This is a genomic window from Brevundimonas sp., assembly GCF_046295775.1.
Classification (GTDB): domain Bacteria; phylum Pseudomonadota; class Alphaproteobacteria; order Caulobacterales; family Caulobacteraceae; genus Brevundimonas.
The window spans coordinates 31,843-49,647 of the sequence record NZ_JBKBML010000002.1; the positions used below are offsets into that span (position 1 = coordinate 31,843).

Annotated in this window: 20 protein-coding genes; 16 read left to right on the forward strand and 4 right to left on the reverse strand. The window is 67.7% G+C overall.

From position 1 onward, the window contains the following. Nucleotides 1–4 precede the first annotated feature (4 nt). From ACK4I0_RS01650 to hflX, 4 genes are all read left to right on the forward strand, one after another. Entirely contained in the window at nucleotides 5–1,411 is a 1,407-nt protein-coding gene (locus ACK4I0_RS01650; RefSeq protein ID WP_409607365.1) for a sigma-54-dependent transcriptional regulator, read from the forward strand. Beyond that, on the forward strand, nucleotides 1,411–2,274 hold the full coding sequence (locus tag ACK4I0_RS01655; protein WP_409607367.1) for a D-amino-acid transaminase: 864 nt from the start codon (nucleotides 1,411–1,413) through the stop codon (nucleotides 2,272–2,274). The genes ACK4I0_RS01650 and ACK4I0_RS01655 overlap by 1 nt, the downstream gene beginning before the upstream one ends. An 85-nt stretch (nucleotides 2,275–2,359) precedes the next feature. Continuing rightward, nucleotides 2,360–2,605, forward strand: a complete 246-nt coding sequence (gene hfq / locus ACK4I0_RS01660; RefSeq protein ID WP_003164861.1) for an RNA chaperone Hfq — start codon at nucleotides 2,360–2,362, stop codon at nucleotides 2,603–2,605. Beyond that, nucleotides 2,606–3,913, forward strand: coding sequence for a GTPase HflX (hflX, locus tag ACK4I0_RS01665; protein ID WP_409607371.1), 1,308 nt, complete (start codon nucleotides 2,606–2,608; stop codon nucleotides 3,911–3,913). It begins immediately after the preceding gene. A gap of 569 nt (nucleotides 3,914–4,482) precedes the next feature. Here hflX and mazG read toward each other — a convergent pair. After that, complete coding sequence (mazG, locus tag ACK4I0_RS01670) at nucleotides 4,483–5,268, reverse strand: nucleoside triphosphate pyrophosphohydrolase (protein ID WP_409607373.1); 786 nt, start codon at nucleotides 5,266–5,268, stop codon at nucleotides 4,483–4,485. After that, nucleotides 5,265–6,629, reverse strand: a complete 1,365-nt coding sequence (locus tag ACK4I0_RS01675) for an MFS transporter (RefSeq protein WP_409607375.1) — start codon at nucleotides 6,627–6,629, stop codon at nucleotides 5,265–5,267. Before ACK4I0_RS01675 ends, mazG begins: the two co-directional genes overlap by 4 nt. 121 nt (nucleotides 6,630–6,750) lie before the next feature. On the opposite strand from ACK4I0_RS01675, the gene ACK4I0_RS01680 reads away from it, so the two are divergent. The 4 genes from ACK4I0_RS01680 (at nucleotide 6,751) to ygiD (ending at nucleotide 9,525) form a co-directional block, all read left to right on the forward strand. After that, nucleotides 6,751–7,626, forward strand: a complete 876-nt coding sequence (locus ACK4I0_RS01680; protein WP_409607377.1) for a D-alanyl-D-alanine carboxypeptidase family protein — start codon at nucleotides 6,751–6,753, stop codon at nucleotides 7,624–7,626. Beyond that, a complete protein-coding gene (locus tag ACK4I0_RS01685) occupies nucleotides 7,611–8,078 on the forward strand; it encodes a hypothetical protein (RefSeq protein ID WP_409607379.1) in 468 nt (155 codons plus the stop codon). The genes ACK4I0_RS01680 and ACK4I0_RS01685 overlap by 16 nt, the downstream gene beginning before the upstream one ends. Before the next feature lie 89 nt (nucleotides 8,079–8,167). Next, nucleotides 8,168–8,770, forward strand: coding sequence for an NAD(P)H:quinone oxidoreductase (gene wrbA / locus ACK4I0_RS01690; RefSeq protein WP_409607381.1), 603 nt, complete (start codon nucleotides 8,168–8,170; stop codon nucleotides 8,768–8,770). Beyond that, nucleotides 8,770–9,525: a 4,5-DOPA dioxygenase extradiol gene (gene ygiD / locus ACK4I0_RS01695; protein WP_409607383.1), complete on the forward strand. Its 756-nt coding sequence runs from the start codon at nucleotides 8,770–8,772 to the stop codon at nucleotides 9,523–9,525. Before wrbA ends, ygiD begins: the two co-directional genes overlap by 1 nt. A 3-nt stretch (nucleotides 9,526–9,528) precedes the next feature. Here ygiD and ACK4I0_RS01700 read toward each other — a convergent pair whose 3' ends face one another. Both ACK4I0_RS01700 and ACK4I0_RS01705 read right to left on the reverse strand, forming a co-directional pair. Further along, nucleotides 9,529–9,933, reverse strand: a complete 405-nt coding sequence (locus tag ACK4I0_RS01700; RefSeq protein ID WP_135063200.1) for a DoxX family protein — start codon at nucleotides 9,931–9,933, stop codon at nucleotides 9,529–9,531. 26 nt (nucleotides 9,934–9,959) lie between these two features. Then, nucleotides 9,960–11,516, reverse strand: coding sequence for an AMP-binding protein (locus ACK4I0_RS01705; protein ID WP_409607385.1), 1,557 nt, complete (start codon nucleotides 11,514–11,516; stop codon nucleotides 9,960–9,962). Nucleotides 11,517–11,676: 160 nt separating this feature from the next. Here ACK4I0_RS01705 and lipA point away from each other — a divergent pair, with 160 nt between their 5' ends. From lipA to eno, 8 genes are all read left to right on the forward strand, one after another. After that, the gene (lipA, locus tag ACK4I0_RS01710) at nucleotides 11,677–12,651 is read left to right on the forward strand and encodes a lipoyl synthase (RefSeq protein ID WP_409607387.1); all 975 of its coding nucleotides are present in this window, start codon (nucleotides 11,677–11,679) and stop codon (nucleotides 12,649–12,651) included. A 6-nt stretch (nucleotides 12,652–12,657) separates the two neighbouring features. Continuing rightward, complete coding sequence (locus tag ACK4I0_RS01715; RefSeq protein ID WP_409607389.1) at nucleotides 12,658–13,110, forward strand: type II toxin-antitoxin system RatA family toxin; 453 nt, start codon at nucleotides 12,658–12,660, stop codon at nucleotides 13,108–13,110. Next, nucleotides 13,107–14,216, forward strand: a complete 1,110-nt coding sequence (locus tag ACK4I0_RS01720) for an NAD(P)/FAD-dependent oxidoreductase (protein WP_409607391.1) — start codon at nucleotides 13,107–13,109, stop codon at nucleotides 14,214–14,216. The genes ACK4I0_RS01715 and ACK4I0_RS01720 overlap by 4 nt, the downstream gene beginning before the upstream one ends. After that, nucleotides 14,209–14,739 (forward strand): GNAT family N-acetyltransferase, encoded by a 531-nt coding sequence (locus ACK4I0_RS01725; RefSeq protein WP_409607393.1) that lies wholly within the window; start codon nucleotides 14,209–14,211, stop codon nucleotides 14,737–14,739. Before ACK4I0_RS01720 ends, ACK4I0_RS01725 begins: the two co-directional genes overlap by 8 nt. A gap of 144 nt (nucleotides 14,740–14,883) precedes the next feature. Beyond that, nucleotides 14,884–15,066, forward strand: a complete 183-nt coding sequence (gene rpmF, locus ACK4I0_RS01730) for a 50S ribosomal protein L32 (protein ID WP_135063214.1) — start codon at nucleotides 14,884–14,886, stop codon at nucleotides 15,064–15,066. 109 nt (nucleotides 15,067–15,175) lie between these two features. Continuing rightward, the gene (locus ACK4I0_RS01735; RefSeq protein ID WP_409607395.1) at nucleotides 15,176–15,787 is read left to right on the forward strand and encodes a hypothetical protein; all 612 of its coding nucleotides are present in this window, start codon (nucleotides 15,176–15,178) and stop codon (nucleotides 15,785–15,787) included. Further along, on the forward strand, nucleotides 15,784–16,380 hold the full coding sequence (locus tag ACK4I0_RS01740; protein WP_409607397.1) for a hypothetical protein: 597 nt from the start codon (nucleotides 15,784–15,786) through the stop codon (nucleotides 16,378–16,380). The genes ACK4I0_RS01735 and ACK4I0_RS01740 overlap by 4 nt, the downstream gene beginning before the upstream one ends. A 71-nt stretch (nucleotides 16,381–16,451) precedes the next feature. Continuing rightward, complete coding sequence (gene eno / locus ACK4I0_RS01745) at nucleotides 16,452–17,729, forward strand: phosphopyruvate hydratase (RefSeq protein ID WP_409607399.1); 1,278 nt, start codon at nucleotides 16,452–16,454, stop codon at nucleotides 17,727–17,729. Nucleotides 17,730–17,805 lie beyond the last annotated feature (76 nt).

Consider the following 17,805-nt stretch of genomic DNA (forward strand, 5'->3'; position numbering starts at 1 on the left):
CGACATGCGAGCAACTGGCGCAGACATACTGGTCGTTGACGACGAGGCCGACATCCGGGACCTGGTTTCTGGTCTTTTGGAGGATGAAGGCCACGCGGTGCGAACGGCCTCCAATTCCGACGAAGCCCTGGCCGCCGTGCGGGCCCGCAAGCCGTCGCTGGCGGTCCTGGACATCTGGATGCAGGGCGGCGGTCTGGACGGGCTGGAACTGCTGGACGTGGTCAAGGAAATCGACCCTGACCTGCCGGTTGTCATGATTTCGGGCCACGGCAACATCGAAACGGCGGTCAGCGCCCTCAAGCGCGGCGCCTATGACTTCATCGAGAAGCCGTTCAAGTCCGACCGACTGGTGGTGGTGGTCGAGCGCGCGCTGGAGGCCGCCAGCCTTAAACGCGAGAATCGTCGCCTGCGCGCTCAGACTATGACGCCCATTGGTCTGATCGGTCGATCCGCGGCCGCCCAGGCCCTGCGTTCGACGATCGCGAAAGTCGCGCCGGCCAACAGCCGCGTCCTCGTATCCGGACCGCCGGGCTCGGGCAAGGAGCTGGTGGCGCGCCAGATCCACGAGGCCAGCCCCCGCGCCCGAGCTGAATTCGTCGCCATCTCGGCCGCCGGCATGACGCCCGAGCGGTTGGACGTGGAGCTTTTTGGCGAAGAGGGCGGCGACGGCCGGCCGCGAAAGATCGGTGTGTTCGAGCGAGCGCATAACGGCACCCTCTATCTAGACGATGTGGCCGACATGCCGCCTGAGAGCCAGAGCCGCATTCTGCGCGTGCTGGTCGAACAGCGCTTCCGTCGTGTCGGCGGCGAGCAGGACGTTCAGGTGGATGTGCGCGTCATTTCCTCCACCTCAAAGGACCTCAAAGCAGAGATCGCCGAAGGACGGTTCCGTGAGGATCTGTTCCACCGATTGAACGTCGTGCCGATCCGTGTGCCGGGCCTGTCCGAGCGCCGCGAGGACATCGCTGAGCTGATCGAGCACTTCATCGACAACCTCAGCGCCTCGCAGGGCCTGCCCTGGCGCAGGGTGGGGGAGGACGCGGTCGCGGTGCTTCAGGTTCACCCCTGGCCCGGCAATGTCCGGCAGCTGCGCAACAACGTCGAACGCCTGCTGATCCTTGCCACCGGCGACGCAGGCGAACCCATCACCGCCGACATGCTGCCTCAGGAGGTCGCGGCCTCTAGCGGCGGCGGCATGGGCGCGGACCGCGCCATCGCCCTGCCGCTCCGTGAAGCGCGCGAGGTTTTCGAGCGCGAGTATCTGGCGGCCCAGATCATGCGGTTCGGCGGCAACATCAGCCGCACCGCCGCCTTCATCGGGATGGAGCGTTCCGCGCTTCACAGGAAGCTGAAGTCGCTGGGCGTGTCGCCCTCACGGGGTGGAGATGACGAGGAAGGGAGCGCCGACTGATGTCGCGGGTGGCTTACGTCAACGGAACCTACCAGCCGCACGGCCAGGCGACGGTTCACGTCGAGGATCGTGGGTTCCAGTTCGCCGACGGCGTCTATGAGGTCTGGTCGGTTTTCGACGGTCGCCTGGCCGACTTTGACGGGCACCTGACCCGGCTGCATCGCAGCCTGGACGAACTTCGCATTCCCATTCCGATGACCCGCCAGGCCATGGAGCGGGTGCTGAAAGAGACGGTTCGCCGCAACCGCGTGAACGAAGGCCTGGTCTATCTGCAGGTCACGCGCGGCACGGCGCGGCGCGATCACCCATTCCCGGCCGAAGGCACGCCGCCCAGCGTCGTCGTGACGGCTCGGTCCATGCCTCTGTCGAAGGGCAACGCCAGCGCCGAAAAGGGCGTGGCCGTCGTCACCCATCCGGACATCCGCTGGGGCCGATGCGACATCAAGACGGTCGGCCTGCTGCCCAATGTCCTGGCCAAGCAGGCCGCCAAGGAGATGGGCGCCGCCGAGGCCTGGATGGTCGACGAGATGGGGCTGGTCACCGAAGGGTCTTCGACCAACGCCTGGATCGTGGACGAGAACGGCAAGCTGCGCACGCGCGACACCCAGTCCAACATCCTGCGCGGCATCACGCGCGCGGCGGTGATGAAGCTGATCGAGGCCGAGGGCCTCGAGTTGGACGAGCGCGCCTTCTCGGTGGAGGAAGTAAAGCGGGCGCGGGAGGCCTTCTATACCTCCGCCACCGGCTTCATCATGCCGGCGGTGTCGATCGACGGCGCGCGCATTGGCGATGGGAAGCCGGGGCCCATCGCCACGAAACTGCGCACCCTGTATCTTGACCAGGCGCGTGACGAGGCCATCTAGCGTGTTGCGACGGCCGTCCGACGGCGTCTAAGGTCGCGCTCGGCGCTCGATCCGCCGCCAGAAACAAGAACAGGACAAACCTGCCATGTCGCAAGACAAACGCCAAAACCTGCAGGACACCTTCCTGAATTCGGTCCGCAAGACCAAGACGCCGCTGACCATCTTCCTCGTCAACGGGGTCAAGCTTCAGGGCATCGTGACCTGGTTCGACAACTTCTGCGTGCTGCTCCGTCGTGATGGCCAGTCGCAGCTGGTCTACAAGCACGCCATCTCCACCATCATGCCGTCCGCGCCCGTGCAGTTGTACGAGCCCGACGCCGAAGAAGACTGATTGACCCAAAAACTCATCGACCACGCCGTTCCGCTGATCCGGGCGGTCGTCATCCACCCCGACGGACGCAGCGACAGCCCGCGTCTGGCGTCCGAGCGGCTGGAGGAGGCGGCGGGCCTGGCCCGCGCGCTGGATCTGGACGTGCGCGCCGAAGAGATCGTGCGCCTGCGCAAGACCACGCCCGCCACCCTGTTCGGCACGGGCAAGGTGGACGAGCTGGCCGCCCTGGTCCGCGCCGCCGAGGCCGAGGCCGTGGTCGTCGATGACCAGCTGACGCCGGTGCAGCAACGCAATCTGGAAAAGGCCTGGAACTGCAAGGTCATCGACCGCACGGGCCTTATCCTCGAAATTTTCGGTCGCCGGGCGCGCACCAAGGAAGGCCGCCTGCAGGTCGAGCTGGCGCGGCTGGACTATGAGCGCTCGCGCCTAGTGCGGACCTGGACCCACCTTGAGCGCCAGCGCGGCGGCACCGGCGCGACAGGCGGCCCCGGCGAAACCCAGATCGAGATCGACCGACGCCTGATCGCCGACCGCATCGTGCGGCTAAAAGCCGAGCTGGAGGAGGTGCGCCGCACGCGCGGCCTGCATCGCAAGGCCCGCAAGAAGGTCCCGTTCCCGACGGTGGCCCTGGTCGGATACACCAACGCCGGCAAGTCGACCCTGTTCAACCGGCTGACCGGGTCCGAGGTCATGGCCAAGGACCTGCTGTTCGCCACCCTGGACACGACCCAGCGGACGATCCGCCTGCCGCAGGGGCGTCCCGCCATCATCGCCGACACGGTCGGCTTCATCTCGGACCTGCCGCACGAACTGGTCGAGAGCTTCCGCGCCACCCTGGAAGAGGTGGGCGAGGCCGACCTGATCCTGCATGTGCGCGACATCGCCTCGCCCGACAGCGCCGCCCAGGCGGCCGATGTCGAGGCCGTGCTCAAGCAGATCGAAATCCCCGAGGACCGCCCGCGCCGCGTGCTGGAGGTCTGGAACAAGATCGACCTGCTGGACGACGAGGCCCGCGAGGTCGTCCTGGGCCAGGCCGAACGCCGCGCCCGCGACGGCGAGGCGGTCGCCGTCTCGGCCTGGACCGGGGAGGGGATCGAGGCCTTGCGCGAAACCATCGCCGGCCTGATCGACGACGACCCAGAAAGCGAGCTGGTGCTTGAGGCGCATCAGGGCGAGGCCCTGGCCTGGCTCTATGAAAACGGCCGCGTCACGGGTCGTGAAACCGACGAAGCGGGGCGGACGCGAGTCTCGGTGCGCCTTCACCCAGCGGCGCTGGGTCGGTTCGAGCGGCAGTTTACGGTGCCCTAGTCAGGGTGTGCTTTCGACCCGTTGCGGACGTCGGGCTCTTACTTGCTAATCTGGAAGGGCATCCACCAAAACCACGATGGGTGCCGTGGCTTTGAAGGGTTGAGGAGCCGGAGATCGAAATAGGGTTCGCCCCGTCGCGCTTTCTCTGACTTCGGCAAACCACTGGTAGTCGCTCTTCCTCTCAGGGTTACCGATGCACAGGGAGAAGGCAGGACTTGTCGTGGTCATGGTTTGGGCACCATGATCGCTTGAGAATGAAATGCGGTAGTGAAGTCCCTCGGGCAACGGTTCTCCACTGACGGCCACCACGGTCCCACTTGCGGAAGGAATGGAGGGAAGGGTTCGATGCACTCCCGCGCCAATGATCTCTCCCGCGCACATGTCCCTTGTGTCCACCCAAGGATATTCGGGCCGCTTCGTCGTGCACGCACCCAGTGCGGCTATGAGCGTGAGAGCCGCGATAGCCGCAGAGCGCATGAACATCTTCACCAGTTGACGTCCCAAGGGAGCCGGTAGCCTACAGGAGCACCGTCCGCTTTCCACCCTTGTCCGACATTCACTAGGTCCGCTCAGCGGCGCTCCGCTGCCTTCGCCGCGTTCCACAGCCCGTCCATCTCGGCCAGGTCCGATTGATCCGGCGTCCGCCCGGCCTTGGCCAGCTCGGCCTCAATGAAGGCGAAGCGGCGGGCGAACTTGGCGTTGGCGGCGCGCAGCGCGTCTTCGGGTTCGACGCCCAGCTTGCGGCCCAGGTTGGCCATAACGAACAGCAGGTCGCCCAGCTCCTCGGCGGCCTTGGCGGTGTCGCCCTCGGCGATCTCGACCTTCAGTTCGGCGACCTCCTCGTCGAGCTTGTCGATCACCTCGTGGACGCTGGGCCAGTCGAAGCCGACGCGGGCGGCGCGCTTGGTCAGTTTGGCGGCGCGGGCGAGCGCGGGCAGTCCCACAGGCACGTCGTCCAAGACGCCGTGCTGCGCGCGCGCCTGACGCTCGGCGGCCTTGATGTCCGCCCACCGGGCCTTCTGGGCCGCGCCGTCGGCCTTGGCGGCCTCTTCACCGAAGACGTGCGGATGACGGCGTTCCAGCTTGTCGGCGATGGCTCCGACCACGTCGTCGAAGGCGAACAGGCCCTGTTCCTCGGCCATGCGGGCATGGAAGACGACCTGGAAGAGCAGGTCGCCCAGCTCGCTCTTGAGGTCGTCGTGATCGCCGCGCTCGATGGCGTCGGCGACCTCATAGGCCTCCTCGATCGTATAGGGGGCGATGGTGGCGAAGGTCTGCTCGACGTCCCAGGGACAGCCGCCGTCGGGATCGCGCAGCCGGGCCATGATGGCGTTCAAACGGTCGATGGGGGTCATGCGGCCTCTCCGTCGCGAGCGGCCAGGGCGGCGCGGACCTCGGCGTGACGCTCGGGCGTCAGGGGGTAGAGGCGCAGCACCACCGCCGAGATCAGCAGCAGCACCACCGGCACGGCGATGAACAGCCATTGCAGCCCCAGGATGACGCCAGGGTCGTTGACGGCGCCGGGGGCGGGGTCGAAGCCGATCCATTCCAGCACCGCAAAGGCCCCGACCGACACGGCGTAGCCCATCTTGGACGTCGCGTTCAGGATCGAGAACAGCAAGCCCGTGCGGTCGGCGCCGGCGTCCAGCCGGATGGCGTCCGACGCATCGGCCATCATGGCGCGCAGCAAGAGGTCGGCCGCGCCGAACGCCAGGCCCGTGCCGAAGATGGCGGCCATGGCGGCGGGCAGGTTGCCAGCGGGCACCAGCAGGGTTGCGGCGGCGAAGCTGACCGCGAAATAGACGCTGGCGACGGCCAGGGCCTTATGCTTGCCGATGCGCGTGGCCAGCATGGCCCAGAGCGGCGCGCCCACCAAGCCGGCGACGAAATAGACGAGCAGCAGCAGCGAGGTTTGCTCGCGCTCGAACCCCCGCGCCTGTTCGAAGAAGTAGAAGAACAAGACGCCGATCAGACCGCGCGCCGCGCCCAGCAGCAGGTCGGACAGAAGCAGGCGGCGCAGCACCGGCTTGGCCATCAGCGACAGGGTCGCCTTCAGCCCGCCGTGCGGCGGCGGCGTGACGTTGCGCGGCTCGGGCGTGAACAGGAAGGTCACGAGCAGCGCCACGGGCAACAGCACGACAATGAAGCCGCCCTGCATCCTGACCGCCTCGACATAGGTGTGGCCCAGGGCCTGTGCGCCCACCGGGATCAGCAGCACCGCCAGCACCCCCAGGATGTTGGCCACCTGCCAGAAGGCGTAGATGCGCGATCGCTGGTCGTAATCCGGCGACAGGACCGCGGCCCAGCTGGTCTGGCTGAGCAGGCTGATCGAATAGCCGATGTACATGACCACCAGCCAGACGGCGAGGTGGGTGGCGCCTGCGCCCTGGCCGACGAAGAACAGCATGGCGACCGACCCCATCAGGATCGGCATGCCGATGGCCATCCACACGCGATAGCGGCCCCATTTGGTCGAAGTGCGGTCGATGATGACCCCGAACAGCGGGTCGGTGACGATGTCGCCCAGGCGCACGATCAGGAAGATCAGGCTGACCGCCGCCAACGGCACGCCGACGTGGCTGGCGTAGAACTCGGGCAGGGTGACGTAGACCGGCAGGCCGAGCGCCGCATAGGGCAGGCAGCTGGCGGCGAAGGCGGCGAGGGTGCGGTTCGAGCGGCGTCCGGTCGGAGCGGCTGAAGAGGAGGCGGCGGTCATGGACGCGGTCCGGCGGCGGCGCCGAGTCGGCCGCCACGCTCACCATGCCGTGTTCGCGTCAGACGCGCGAGCCGCCAGCGCAGCCTTGCGGTCGCCATCATGACCGGGCCACCATCAGCCGATGTCGCTTCGTCTCCTATCCCTCGCTGTGATCGCCCTGGCCTGCGCCGTATCCGAACGGCCGGCGCAGGCCCAACCTGTTCGGGCCTCCGACGGGGCCGAGGTCTGCCACCTGGACGACGGGGCCTGGGATCTGACGGCGGAGGCCAACGCCCGGTCGCTGAGCGTGATGGAATGGTCGCCCTTCGCCGGCATGGAATACGGCTGGGAAACCTATCTGCCGCTGATCCAGAAGGAGATCGACACCGGCTGCGCGCCCGAATCGGCTGTGTTCGCCCAACATCTGGCGGGCTTTCAGCAGACCCGTGGACTGCCGGCGACCGGCCAGTTCGATGCGGCGACCTTTCAGGTGTTCCGTGGACTCTGGCAGGAGCGGCGGCCCTTCGTGATGGCGCGCGTCGGCGGTGACTGCCCCGAGCCGCCGCCCATCGCGCAACTGGGCTACCTGTCACCGGGCGAGGAACACGCCGACCGCATCACCCGCCTGCTGCGCCGTGACGTGCTGGACGCCTATCGCCAGATGGCGGCGGCGGCGCGGGCCGAGGTTCCCGAGATCGCGGCCAACCCCGAGCTGCTGCAGATCTTCTCCGGCTTTCGCGATCCAGAGGCCGACGCGGCGCGATGCGCCCAGCAGGGCAACTGCGACGGTCTGAGACGCGCGGTCTGCTCGCCGCACCGCACGGGCACGGCGGTCGATCTGTATGTCGGCCATGTCGAAGGATTCGGCGTGGACTCCACCGACGCCTGGAGCCGCCGGCACATGGCGAACGGCGCGGCCTATCGCTGGCTGGTGCGCAATGCTGGCCGGTTCGGTTTCGTCCCCTATGTCTATGAGCCTTGGCACTGGGAGTATGTGCGGCCGTGGCCACACAACTGACGAGCGGAGAGGCGGCCCTGGCGCGCGAGGCGCTGGGACAGGATTTCGACGCCACGCCGGTGCGCATCCTCGCCGCGCCCTGGCCGGTGAAACGCGCCTTCGTCATTGGCCGCTGGTTCGGGCGGGACTGGATCGTCTGGCCCCGACGCAGCCTACCGACCGACTTCGCGACGGCCTCGCTGGCTCAGCAGGGCGTGCTGGTGCACGAGATGGTTCACGTGTGGCAGGCGCGGCAGGGCGTCAGCCTGCTGGTCGGCAAGCTGAAGGCCGGCGACGGGCCGGGCGCCTACGCCTACCCGCTGGGGCCCGAGTGCGAATGGCGCGGGCTGAACATCGAGCAGCAGGCCATGGTGGTCGAGCACCGCTTCCTGCTTTCACGGGGCGGACGCGCGCCCGCGGGCCGCGACTTCTACGCCCGGGTCTGCCCGCTGGGCGCAAGGATGGAAATTTGACGAGGAGACCTTGCATCGGCGGCGCGCGGGCTTAGATCAGCCACTGACGCAGTTGCTTATGCGTCGTTCCATCTCCCAGGGAGCCCCGCATGGCCAAGATCCTCGTCCTCTATCACTCCACCTACGGCCACCTCGAGGTCATGGCCCAGGCCGTCGCCGAGGGCGCGGCCCAGGTCGAGGGCGCGCAGGTCGACATCAAGCGCGTGCCCGAAACGGTGCCGCAGGAGCTGGCCGAGAAGTCCGGCTACAAGCTGGATCAGGCCGCGCCGATCGCCGTCATCGACGACCTGAAGAACTACGACGCCATCATCATCGGCGCGGGCACCCGTTTCGGCTCGGTCGCCTCGCAGATGCGCGCCTTCCTGGATCAGGCCGGCGGCCTGTGGTTCACAGGCGCGCTGCTGGGCAAGATCGGCGGCGCCTTCACCGCCACGGCGACCCAGCACGGCGGGCAGGAGACGACCTTCCAGGGTCTGCACAACTTCTTCATGCACCACGGCATGCCGGTGGTGGGTCTGCCCTACGCCTTCCAGGGGCAGTCGCGCCTGGACGAGATCACGGGCGGCTCGCCCTATGGCGCCAGCACCATCACGGGCAGCGACGGATCGCGGATGCCCAGCGAGAACGAGCTGGACGGCGCCCGCTTCCAGGGCCGCCACATCGCCGAACTGGCGACCAAGCTGCACGGCTAATGACCGCGCCCGCCGTCTTCTTCGGCCACGGCTCGCCCATGAACGCCTTGGGCGGGCCGCACGCCGACGCCTGGCGAAAGCTGGGCCAGGCCATCGGCCGGCCTCGCGGCGTGGTGATGGTCTCCGCCCATTGGGAGACGATGGGTCTGGGCGTCACCGCTCAGGAAAAACCGCCGACCATCCACGACTTCGGCGGCTTTCCGCGTGAGCTGCACGAGATGCAGTATCCGGCGCCGGGTTCGCCGGCGCTGGCGGCGCGTGTGGCCGAACTGACGGGCGCGCAGCCGACCGACAGCTGGGGTCTGGACCACGGAAGCTGGTCGGTCCTGGCTCATGTGTTTCCAGGCGCCGAAGTGCCGATCGTGCAGCTGTCGCTGGATCGCCGCCTGGACGCACGCGGGCACTATGAGCTGGCGCGACGCCTGGCGCCCCTACGGGACGAAGGCGTGATGGTGGCCGGTTCGGGCGACTTCGTGCACAATCTGCGGACCTGGAAGCGTGACGGCGGCGAGCCCCACGCCTGGGCCAGCGGCTTCAACGAAGCGGTCAAGTCGGCGCTGGCGCGCGGAGACCACGACGCCCTGATCGACTGGGTCGGCCTGGCCGAAGAGGCGCAGATGAGCGTGCCCACCGATGAGCACTATCTGCCGCTGCTCTATGTGGCCGCCCAGCAGAGGCCGGGCGAGACGCCGGTCTTCTTCAACGATGTGATCGAGGGCGGCTCGATCTCGATGACCGGCGTCCGCTTCGGCTGAGCGTCAGCGGTAGGCGCGACGGCCGCGGAAGGCGCTGTCCAGGGCGAAGGCGCCCGGTCCGGCGAAGGCCAGGTACAGGAACACCCAGCAGTACAGCGCCGCCAGCTCGCCGCCGTTGACCAGCGGATAGATCCCGCCGGTGGCGAAGTGGAACTGGAAGTAGGCCACCGCCATCATGCCGGACAGGATGAAGGCGACCGGGCGGGTGAACAGGCCCAGCACGATCAGCGCGCCGCCGACCAGCTCCAGCACGCCGCCGATCCCCATCTGGCTGAACAGCTCGAACGGGCCGCGCGCGGGCGCGGGGAAGCCGAAGATCTTCTGCGTCCCGTGCTGCATGAACATCAGGCCGGTGACGATGCGCAGCAGCCCCAGAACCTTGGGCGCATGGGCGGAAAGAGCGTTCATCCTGGAAGTCCCCCGAAACGGCCCGTTCAGGCGGCGCGAGCCTCGCCTTCGACCATCTTCTGGATGGCCACGTAGTCGGTCTTGCCGGTGCCCAGCACCGGGACCTCGGCGACCTTGACGATTTTCTTGGGCACCGCAAGCTCGGGCGCGCCGTGGGTCCGGGCCCATTCGGCCAGACGGCCGCTGTCGGCGTCCTTGCGGTCGGTGACCAGCACCAGTTTCTCGCCCTTGCGCGCATCGGCGATGGCCACGACGGCGTGGCGCGCCTCGGGCCAGACGGCGCTGGCCAGACCCTCGACGGCGGTCAGGGAGACCATTTCGCCGCCGATCTTGGCGAAGCGCTTCACCCGACCCAGGATGGCGACATAGCCGTCCGGATCGATGTCGACGATGTCGCCGGTGTCATGCCAGCCGCCGTCCAGCGGCTCGACCTTGAGCGGATCCTCGGGCGACAGATAGCCGGCCATGACGTTGGGCCCGCGCAGATACAGGCGCCCGCCGTCCTCGATGCCCGACACGCTCTCCAGTCGGAACTCCATGCCGGGCAGAAGCTGGCCGACGGTGCCGGGGCGGTTGCGGTCGGGGTGATTGACCGCGACCACGGGCGCAGCCTCGGTCGCCCCATAGCCCTCCAGCAGCTTCAGCCCGCCGAAGCGGGTGTTGAACAGGTGATGCGTCTCGTCGCGCACCTTCTCGGCGCCGGCCACCACGAACTGCAGCGTGGCGAAGTCGTCGGGCGAGGCGACGCGGGCGTACTGATTCAGGAAGGTGTCGGTGGCGAACAGGATCGACGCCTTCACCTGAGGCAGCAGCTCGACGATCTGTTTGGCGTGCAGCGGCGAGGGGTACTGGAAGGCCTTCAGGCCGTTCACCAGCGGCAGCAGCACGCCCCCGGTCAGACCGAAGCAGTGGAAGGTCGGAAGCGGATTGAACATCACCCATTCGGGCTTCAGATCGATGTGCGCCCCGACCTGGCGGCAGTTGGCGACCAGATTGGCCTGGGTCAGCATGACGCCCTTGGGCGCGCCGAAGCTGCCGGAGGTGAACAGAATCACGCCCGCCGACTGCGGGTCGGTCTTCACGCGGAACCGCTCGGGCGCCAGGCCGGCGGCCAGGCCGAACAGCTTGTCCTTGAAGCCGATCGTCTTGCGCACATCGTCCAGCCAGACGATCTCGGCGTCCTGGGCCAGGGCCTCGACCAGCTCCTCGAGCTTGGCCTGGGTGATGAAGCGCTTGGCGGTCAGCACCTTCTTGACGCCCGCCGCCTTGAGCGCGGCCTTCAGGTTCAGTTCGCCCGAGGTGAAGTTCAGCATGACCGGGGTGCGGCCGTAGGCGTGCAGACCATAGAAGGTGACGACCACGCCCATGCTAGACGGCAGCAGCACGCCGACCCGCTCGCCCGCCTGGGTCATGGCCGCCAGCTTGCGGCCCAGCACCAGGGCGGCGCGGATCAGGCCGGTGTAGGTGAGGGGCTTGCGGTCCTGGTCTTCCAGAATCTCCTTGTCGCCAAAACGCGCACGCGCGGAGATCAGGGAATCGAACAGGGTCTCGGGTTGGGTCTTCCAGTCGGCGGCAGGCCGCAAGGCGCAATCTCCCTGAGGGTCGTTGCGCCCTCTCGGTTTACTCTGCACGAACCTAGAGAGGCCCGCCGGGAATGAAAAGATACGTTACGGCGCGTGATCGTGACGCGCTGAAACCGTCCGTGGCTTGCCATCAGGCCGCTTAGGCCCGACATAGCCGGCGATGGTCACCCTGATCGACACCCTGAAGGCGTCGCCTGCGGCGCTGCGCCACCCGGAAAAGCAGAAGCGGGCGGACTCCGTCGTGCTGAAGAAGCCCGACTGGCTGCGCGTGAAAGCGCCCGGCTCGGGCCAGTACAACGCCACGCGCGCCATCGTGAAGGAAAAGGGTCTTCACACGGTTTGCGAAGAGGCGGCCTGCCCGAACATCGGCGAGTGCTGGAGCCAGAAGCACGCCACCCTGATGATCATGGGCGACACCTGCACGCGGGCCTGCGCCTTCTGCAACGTCAAGACGGGCCTGCCCCAGCCGCTGGACCCGGAAGAGCCTGTGAAGGTCGGCCTGGCGGTCCAGCAGATGGGCCTAAACCACGTCGTGATCACATCGGTCGACCGCGACGACGTGTCGGACGGGGGCGCCGCCCACTTCGCCGAGGTGGTTCGCCAGATTCGCCTGCAGGCGCCCGGCACGACCATCGAGATCCTGACGCCCGACTTCCTGCGCAAGGACGGCGCGGCCGAGATGATGATCGACGCCACGCCCGACGTCTTCAACCACAACCTGGAGACCGTGCCGCGCCTGTATCTGAAGATCCGGCCCGGCGCGCGCTACTTCCACTCCCTGCGCCTGCTGCAGATGGTCAAGGAGCGCGACCCCAACCAGTTCACCAAGTCCGGCATCATGGTCGGACTGGGCGAGACCAAGGAAGAGGTCATGCAGGTGATGGACGACATGCGCTCGGCCGGCGTCGACTTCATCACCATCGGCCAGTACCTGCAGCCCACCCGCAAGCACGCGGCGATCGAACGGTTCGTCACGCCGGAAGAGTTCAAGGCCTATGAGGCGATCGCCCGGGCCAAGGGCTTCCTGATGGTGTCGTCCTCGCCGCTGACGCGCAGCTCGCACCACGCGGGCGACGACTTCGCGCGGCTGAAGGCGGCGCGCATGGCCCAAAGCCCCACTCTGGCCGCGCGCTGATCCGGCTTGGCCGTCCATCGCCTGACCCGCATCCTGCCCTATGAACCCGCCCAGCTCGCCGAGCTGGTGGCGGACGTGGGGGCCTATCCCGACTTCGTGCGCTGGGTGACGTCCATGCGGACGTGGAACGCCCGCGAGGAGGCGCCGGGCGTGACGCTTCTGGACGCCGAGGCCAAGGTCGGCTTCTCGTTCCTGAACGAGACCTTCTCGACCTGGGTGCGACACGACCGCAATGCGCCCAAGGTCGAGGTCGGCCTGCTGCGCGGGCCGTTCAGGCATCTGAAGAATCGCTGGGAGTTCTTTCCCCACCCCGAAGGCGCGCGGCTGGAGTTCATGATCGACTTCGCCTTCAAGTCGCGCATGCTGGACGCCATGCTCCATGCCAACTTCGACCGCGCCGTCGGGGCGCTGATCGGCAGTTTCGAGGCCGAGGCCAAACGGCGCTACGGTTCGCGATGACCTTTGATTTCGACGCGACCGTCGTGGGCGCCGGGGCCGTGGGCCTGGCCTGCGGCCGGGCGCTGTCGAAGCGCGGCCTGACCGTGCTGGTGCTGGAGCGCGAGCCGCACATCGGACAGGGCGTTTCCTCGCGAAACAGCGAGGTCATTCACGGCGGCCTCTATTATCCCAGCGGTTCGCTGAAGGCGCGCTTCTGCGTCGAGGGACGGCGGCGGCTCTACGCCTTTCTGGAAAGCCGCAAGATCGAGCACTGGAAATGCGGCAAGCTGGTCGTGGCGACCGAAGAGGCCGAGGTCGAACGCATCGAGGCGATCTTTCAGCAGGCCACGACCAATGACGTCGAAGGTCTGGAGCATCTGACCGGCGCCCAGGCCCGCGCGCTGGAGCCAGCGCTGAACGCCCATGCCGCCATCCTGTCTCCCGAGAGCGGCGTGTTCGACAGCCACGGCTATATGCTGGCGTTGCAGGGCGAGATCGAGGACGCAGGCGGTTCGGTGGTGGTTTCCGCGCCGTTCGAGGGGGCGGAGTCCCTGGCGGCCGGTGGTTTCTCGATCCGGGTCGGCGGGGAGGGGGCGATGACCGTCACCAGCCGCCTGCTGGTCACTGCGCCGGGGCTGCAGGCTCAGGCGGTGGCGGCGAGAATCGAGGGCTATCCGGCCGGTGACATTCCCCAGGGGCATTTCGGCAAGGGCGTCTATTTCCGCCTGACGGGCGCGGCGCCGTTCGACCGGCTCATCTATCCGCCGCCCATCCCCGGCGCGCTGGGCACCCACTATCGCAAGGATCTGGGCGGGCAGGGGGTGTTCGGGCCGGACCTCGCCTATGTCGAAAGCGAGGACTATTCGGTCGACCCGGCCAAGGCCGAAGAGTTCGCCCGCTACATCCGCCGCTTCTGGCCCGGCGTGGAGGTCGAGCGGCTGACGCCCGACTACGCCGGCATCCGGCCCAAGCTGCATGGTCCGGGCGAGGTCCAGCCTGACTTTCAGCTGCATGGGCGCGAACATCACGGCATCGAGGGCCTGATGGCCCTGTTCGGGATCGAGAGCCCCGGCCTGACCAGTTCGCTGGCGATCGGCGAGGCGGTGGCGGAGCGGCTGGGTGAGTGAGCTGACGTTCCGCGCGGCCAAGGCGGCGGATGTCGCCGCCTTGCAGCCCTTTGTCCACGCGGCCTATCGCGGCGATAGCGCCCGACGCGGCTGGACCCATGAAGCCGATCTGCTGGACGGAAACCGCATCGACGCGGAAACCCTGGCGGCGGTGATCGCCGATCCAGCGCAGGTCGTGGTCATGGCCGAGCGTGACGGCGGGCTGGCTGGCTGCGTGCAGGTGACCGACAAGGGCGAGGGCCTGGCCTATCTCGGTATGCTGTCGGTCGCACCGGACGATCAGGGTCAGGGGATGGGGCGCGCCCTCATTGCGGCGGCCGAGGCCGCGGCGCGTGATCGATTCGGCGCCTCTCGCATGGAGATGACGGTCATCATCCAGCGCACGGAGCTGATCGACTGGTATGTGCGGCGCGGATACCGCCGCACCGGCGAGACGCGGCCGTTCCCCGCCACCGACCCGCGATTTGGTCTGCCCCGCCGCGATGACCTGGCTTTTGCGGTGCTGGAGCGCGAGCTCGTTTGAGGTCGCGCGGGTCCGGTCCGCGCGCGGACTTGAACTCATGGGCCGGTTCATGCATAAGCCCGCGCTCGCGTGGCGGCTCTTTCGGGCCGCCCCTGTTGTTTTTCGCGCCGGTCCCGGCGCACCGACTTAGAGATTGAGACGGACATGGCCGTTCCGAAGCGCAAAGTATCGCCCTCGCGTCGCAATATGCGTCGCGCCCACGACTCGCTGGGAGCCAACCCCTACGTCGAGGACAAGGACACGGGCGAGCTGCGTCGTTCGCACCACATCGACCTGAAGACCGGTACCTATCGTGGCCGTCAGGTGCTGACGCCCAAGGAAGACTAAAGGTCTTTCGCTTTCCGGCCTCGCGGCCGGGCGTTAATTTTAGCGGCGCGCGACGGGTTCGCGCGCCGTTTTCGTGCGTTTGGGGTCAGGACCTGTCTGGGAGACGCCCATGATCCGCCCTATCGCCTACGTGGCCGCCCTGTCGCTGGCCGCCTTCTCGTTAAGCGCCTGCGATTCGCCGCGCGATCCCGCCGCAGCCGGCGGCGCCCAACCTGTCGACCCGCCGGCTGCGACCGGCCCGGCCCAGCCCGAGACCCAGCCCGCCCTGACCTTGACTGCCCACGGGTTCGGCCCGGTGCACGTCGGCATGCGGATGGCCGAGCTGGAGGCCGCCATGGGGTCGCCCGCCCATGCGCTCGACAACCCGATCGAGCAGTGCAACGAGCTTCGGCCTCAACGCGCGCCTCAGGGCCTTTACGTCATGGTCGAGAACGGGCTGGTGACGCGGGTCACCTTGGGCGAAGGGTCGACCGCCGTCAGCGAGCGGGGCATCAGGGTCGGCGACACCGCTGCGCGGGTCCGCGAGGTCTATGGTTCGGCCATCGAGGCGTCGGGGCACAAATATGAGCCATCGCCGGCCGAATATCTGACCACCTGGGCGACGCCCGACCATTCCAGCCCGGCGGCGCGCGGCATCAAATACGAGATCGGTCAGGATGGCGCCGTGCGCTCCATCTCGGGCGGCGGGCCGTCGATCCAGTATGTCGAGGGCTGCTCGTGATGCGCTTGATGGTCGCCGCCGTGCTGGTCGCCGGCCTTTCGGCCTGCGGAGACCGCGCCTCGGAACCCGCGTCGGCGTCAGTCGAATCGCCTGCGCCGGCCGTCAGTCCCATGACGCCCGCGTCCGGCGCCGACACGCTGAGCGCTCAAGGCTTCGGGCCTCTGCGGATCGGCATGAGCCTTGCGCAAGTCGAGGCGGCGCTGGGCCCCGACGCCAAACCTGAGGCCGTCGGCGGTCCCGAGCCTGAAGTCTGCGACCAATTCCGCCCGGCCCGAGCGCCCGAAGGCCTTCTGGTCATGATCGAACGCGGCGTGTTGACCAGCGTGCGTCTGACCCGCAGCTCGACAGTCACGGCCGACGCTGGCGTGTCCATCGGCGACAGCGAGGCCGCCGTGCGGGCCGCCTATCCCACCCTGGACGAACAGGCGCATGCCTATGAAGCCGCCCCGGCGAGATATCTGACGGCCTGGTCGGGCGCCGCTCGCGCCACGCCGGACGCGCGCGGGCTGCGCTTCGAGATCGGCCAGGATGGTCGGGTCAGCTCCATCACCGGCGGCGGCCCCTCGATCCAGTATGTCGAAGGCTGCCTGTAGGGTTCGCTTCCTTGCCGGATGGGGCAGGGGCGGGCTAAACGCGGCCTGATCCTTTCAGATAGAGCGCTCCCATGACCGACATCGCCGACATCGTCGCCCGCCAGATCCTCGACAGCCGCGGCAATCCGACGGTGGAAGTCGATGTGGTGCTGGAAGACGGCTCCTTCGGTCGCGCGGCCGTTCCGTCCGGCGCCTCCACCGGCGCGCACGAGGCTGTCGAATTGCGCGACGGCGACAAGGAGGTCTGGGGCGGCAAGGGCGTCCAGAAGGCGGTCGACGCCGTCAACGGCGAAATCTTCGACGCCCTGTCGGGCATGGACGCCGAAGACCAGCGCCGCATTGACGAGGCGCTGATCGCGCTGGACGGCACCGAGAACAAGGCGCGCCTGGGCGCCAACGCCATCCTGGGCGTCAGCCTAGCCGTGGCCAAGGCCAGCGCCATCTCCTCGAACCTGCCGCTGCACCGCTACCTGGGCGGCGTCTCGGCGCGCGTCCTGCCGACGCCGATGATGAACATCATCAATGGCGGCGCCCACGCCGACAATCCGATCGACATCCAGGAATTCATGATCCTGCCAACCGGCGCCGAGGACTTCTCCGAAGCCCTGCGCATGGGCGCCGAAATCTTCCACGCCCTGAAGAAGGCGCTGAAGGATGCGGGCCACAACACCAACGTCGGCGACGAGGGCGGCTTCGCCCCGAACCTGGCCTCGGCCGAAGAGGCGCTGAGCTTCATCACCAAGGCGGGCCAGTCGGCCGGCTATCTGGCCGGTGAGGACTTCCACCTGGGCCTGGACGTGGCCTCAACCGAGTTCTTCAAGGACGGCAAATATGTGCTGGCCGGCGAGGGAAAGACCTTCGATCAGGACGGCATGGTCGGCTATCTGGCGGACCTGTGCGAACGCTTCCCCATCGTCTCGATCGAAGACGGCTGCGCGGAAGACGACTTCGACGGCTGGAAGCTGCTAACCGATCGCCTGGGCGACCGGATCCAGCTGGTCGGCGACGATCTGTTCGTGACCAATCCGCGCCGCCTGGCGGCCGGCATCGGCGAAGGCTTGGCCAACTCGATCCTGATCAAGGTCAACCAGATCGGCACCCTGTCCGAGACGCTGGACGCCGTCGATATGGCCCAGCGCGCCGGCTACACAGCCGTCATGAGCCACCGCTCGGGCGAGACTGAGGATTCGACCATCGCCGACCTGGCTGTCGCCACCAACTGCGGGCAGATCAAGACCGGCTCGCTGGCCCGCTCGGACCGCACGGCCAAGTACAATCAGCTGCTGCGCATTGAAGAGATGCTGGGCGATCAGGGCGCCTATTTCGGCGACGGAATGCTGCTGAAATAGTAAGGCCAAGCTACGGTTCGTTAGGCATTTTCGGCCACGACTGGGTAACTGTCCCGCACGCTCAGAAGGAGCGTTC

Excerpts from the sequence above, each read along its gene's own strand:
- ACK4I0_RS01720 (WP_409607391.1), top strand. The coding sequence starts at position 13,107 with ATGACCTTTGATTTCGACGCGACCGTCGTGGGCGCCGGGGCCGTGGGC.
- ACK4I0_RS01675 (WP_409607375.1), bottom strand. The coding sequence starts at position 6,629 with ATGACCGCCGCCTCCTCTTCAGCCGCTCCGACCGGACGCCGCTCGAAC.
- ACK4I0_RS01700 (WP_135063200.1), bottom strand. The coding sequence starts at position 9,933 with ATGAACGCTCTTTCCGCCCATGCGCCCAAGGTTCTGGGGCTGCTGCGC.
- lipA (WP_409607387.1), top strand. The coding sequence starts at position 11,677 with ATGGTCACCCTGATCGACACCCTGAAGGCGTCGCCTGCGGCGCTGCGC.
- rpmF (WP_135063214.1), top strand. The coding sequence starts at position 14,884 with ATGGCCGTTCCGAAGCGCAAAGTATCGCCCTCGCGTCGCAATATGCGT.
- hfq (WP_003164861.1), top strand. The coding sequence starts at position 2,360 with ATGTCGCAAGACAAACGCCAAAACCTGCAGGACACCTTCCTGAATTCG.
- ACK4I0_RS01655 (WP_409607367.1), top strand. The coding sequence starts at position 1,411 with ATGTCGCGGGTGGCTTACGTCAACGGAACCTACCAGCCGCACGGCCAG.
- mazG (WP_409607373.1), bottom strand. The coding sequence starts at position 5,268 with ATGACCCCCATCGACCGTTTGAACGCCATCATGGCCCGGCTGCGCGAT.
- ygiD (WP_409607383.1), top strand. The coding sequence starts at position 8,770 with ATGACCGCGCCCGCCGTCTTCTTCGGCCACGGCTCGCCCATGAACGCC.
- ACK4I0_RS01680 (WP_409607377.1), top strand. The coding sequence starts at position 6,751 with ATGTCGCTTCGTCTCCTATCCCTCGCTGTGATCGCCCTGGCCTGCGCC.
- ACK4I0_RS01735 (WP_409607395.1), top strand. The coding sequence starts at position 15,176 with ATGATCCGCCCTATCGCCTACGTGGCCGCCCTGTCGCTGGCCGCCTTC.
- ACK4I0_RS01650 (WP_409607365.1), top strand. The coding sequence starts at position 5 with ATGCGAGCAACTGGCGCAGACATACTGGTCGTTGACGACGAGGCCGAC.
- wrbA (WP_409607381.1), top strand. The coding sequence starts at position 8,168 with ATGGCCAAGATCCTCGTCCTCTATCACTCCACCTACGGCCACCTCGAG.
- eno (WP_409607399.1), top strand. The coding sequence starts at position 16,452 with ATGACCGACATCGCCGACATCGTCGCCCGCCAGATCCTCGACAGCCGC.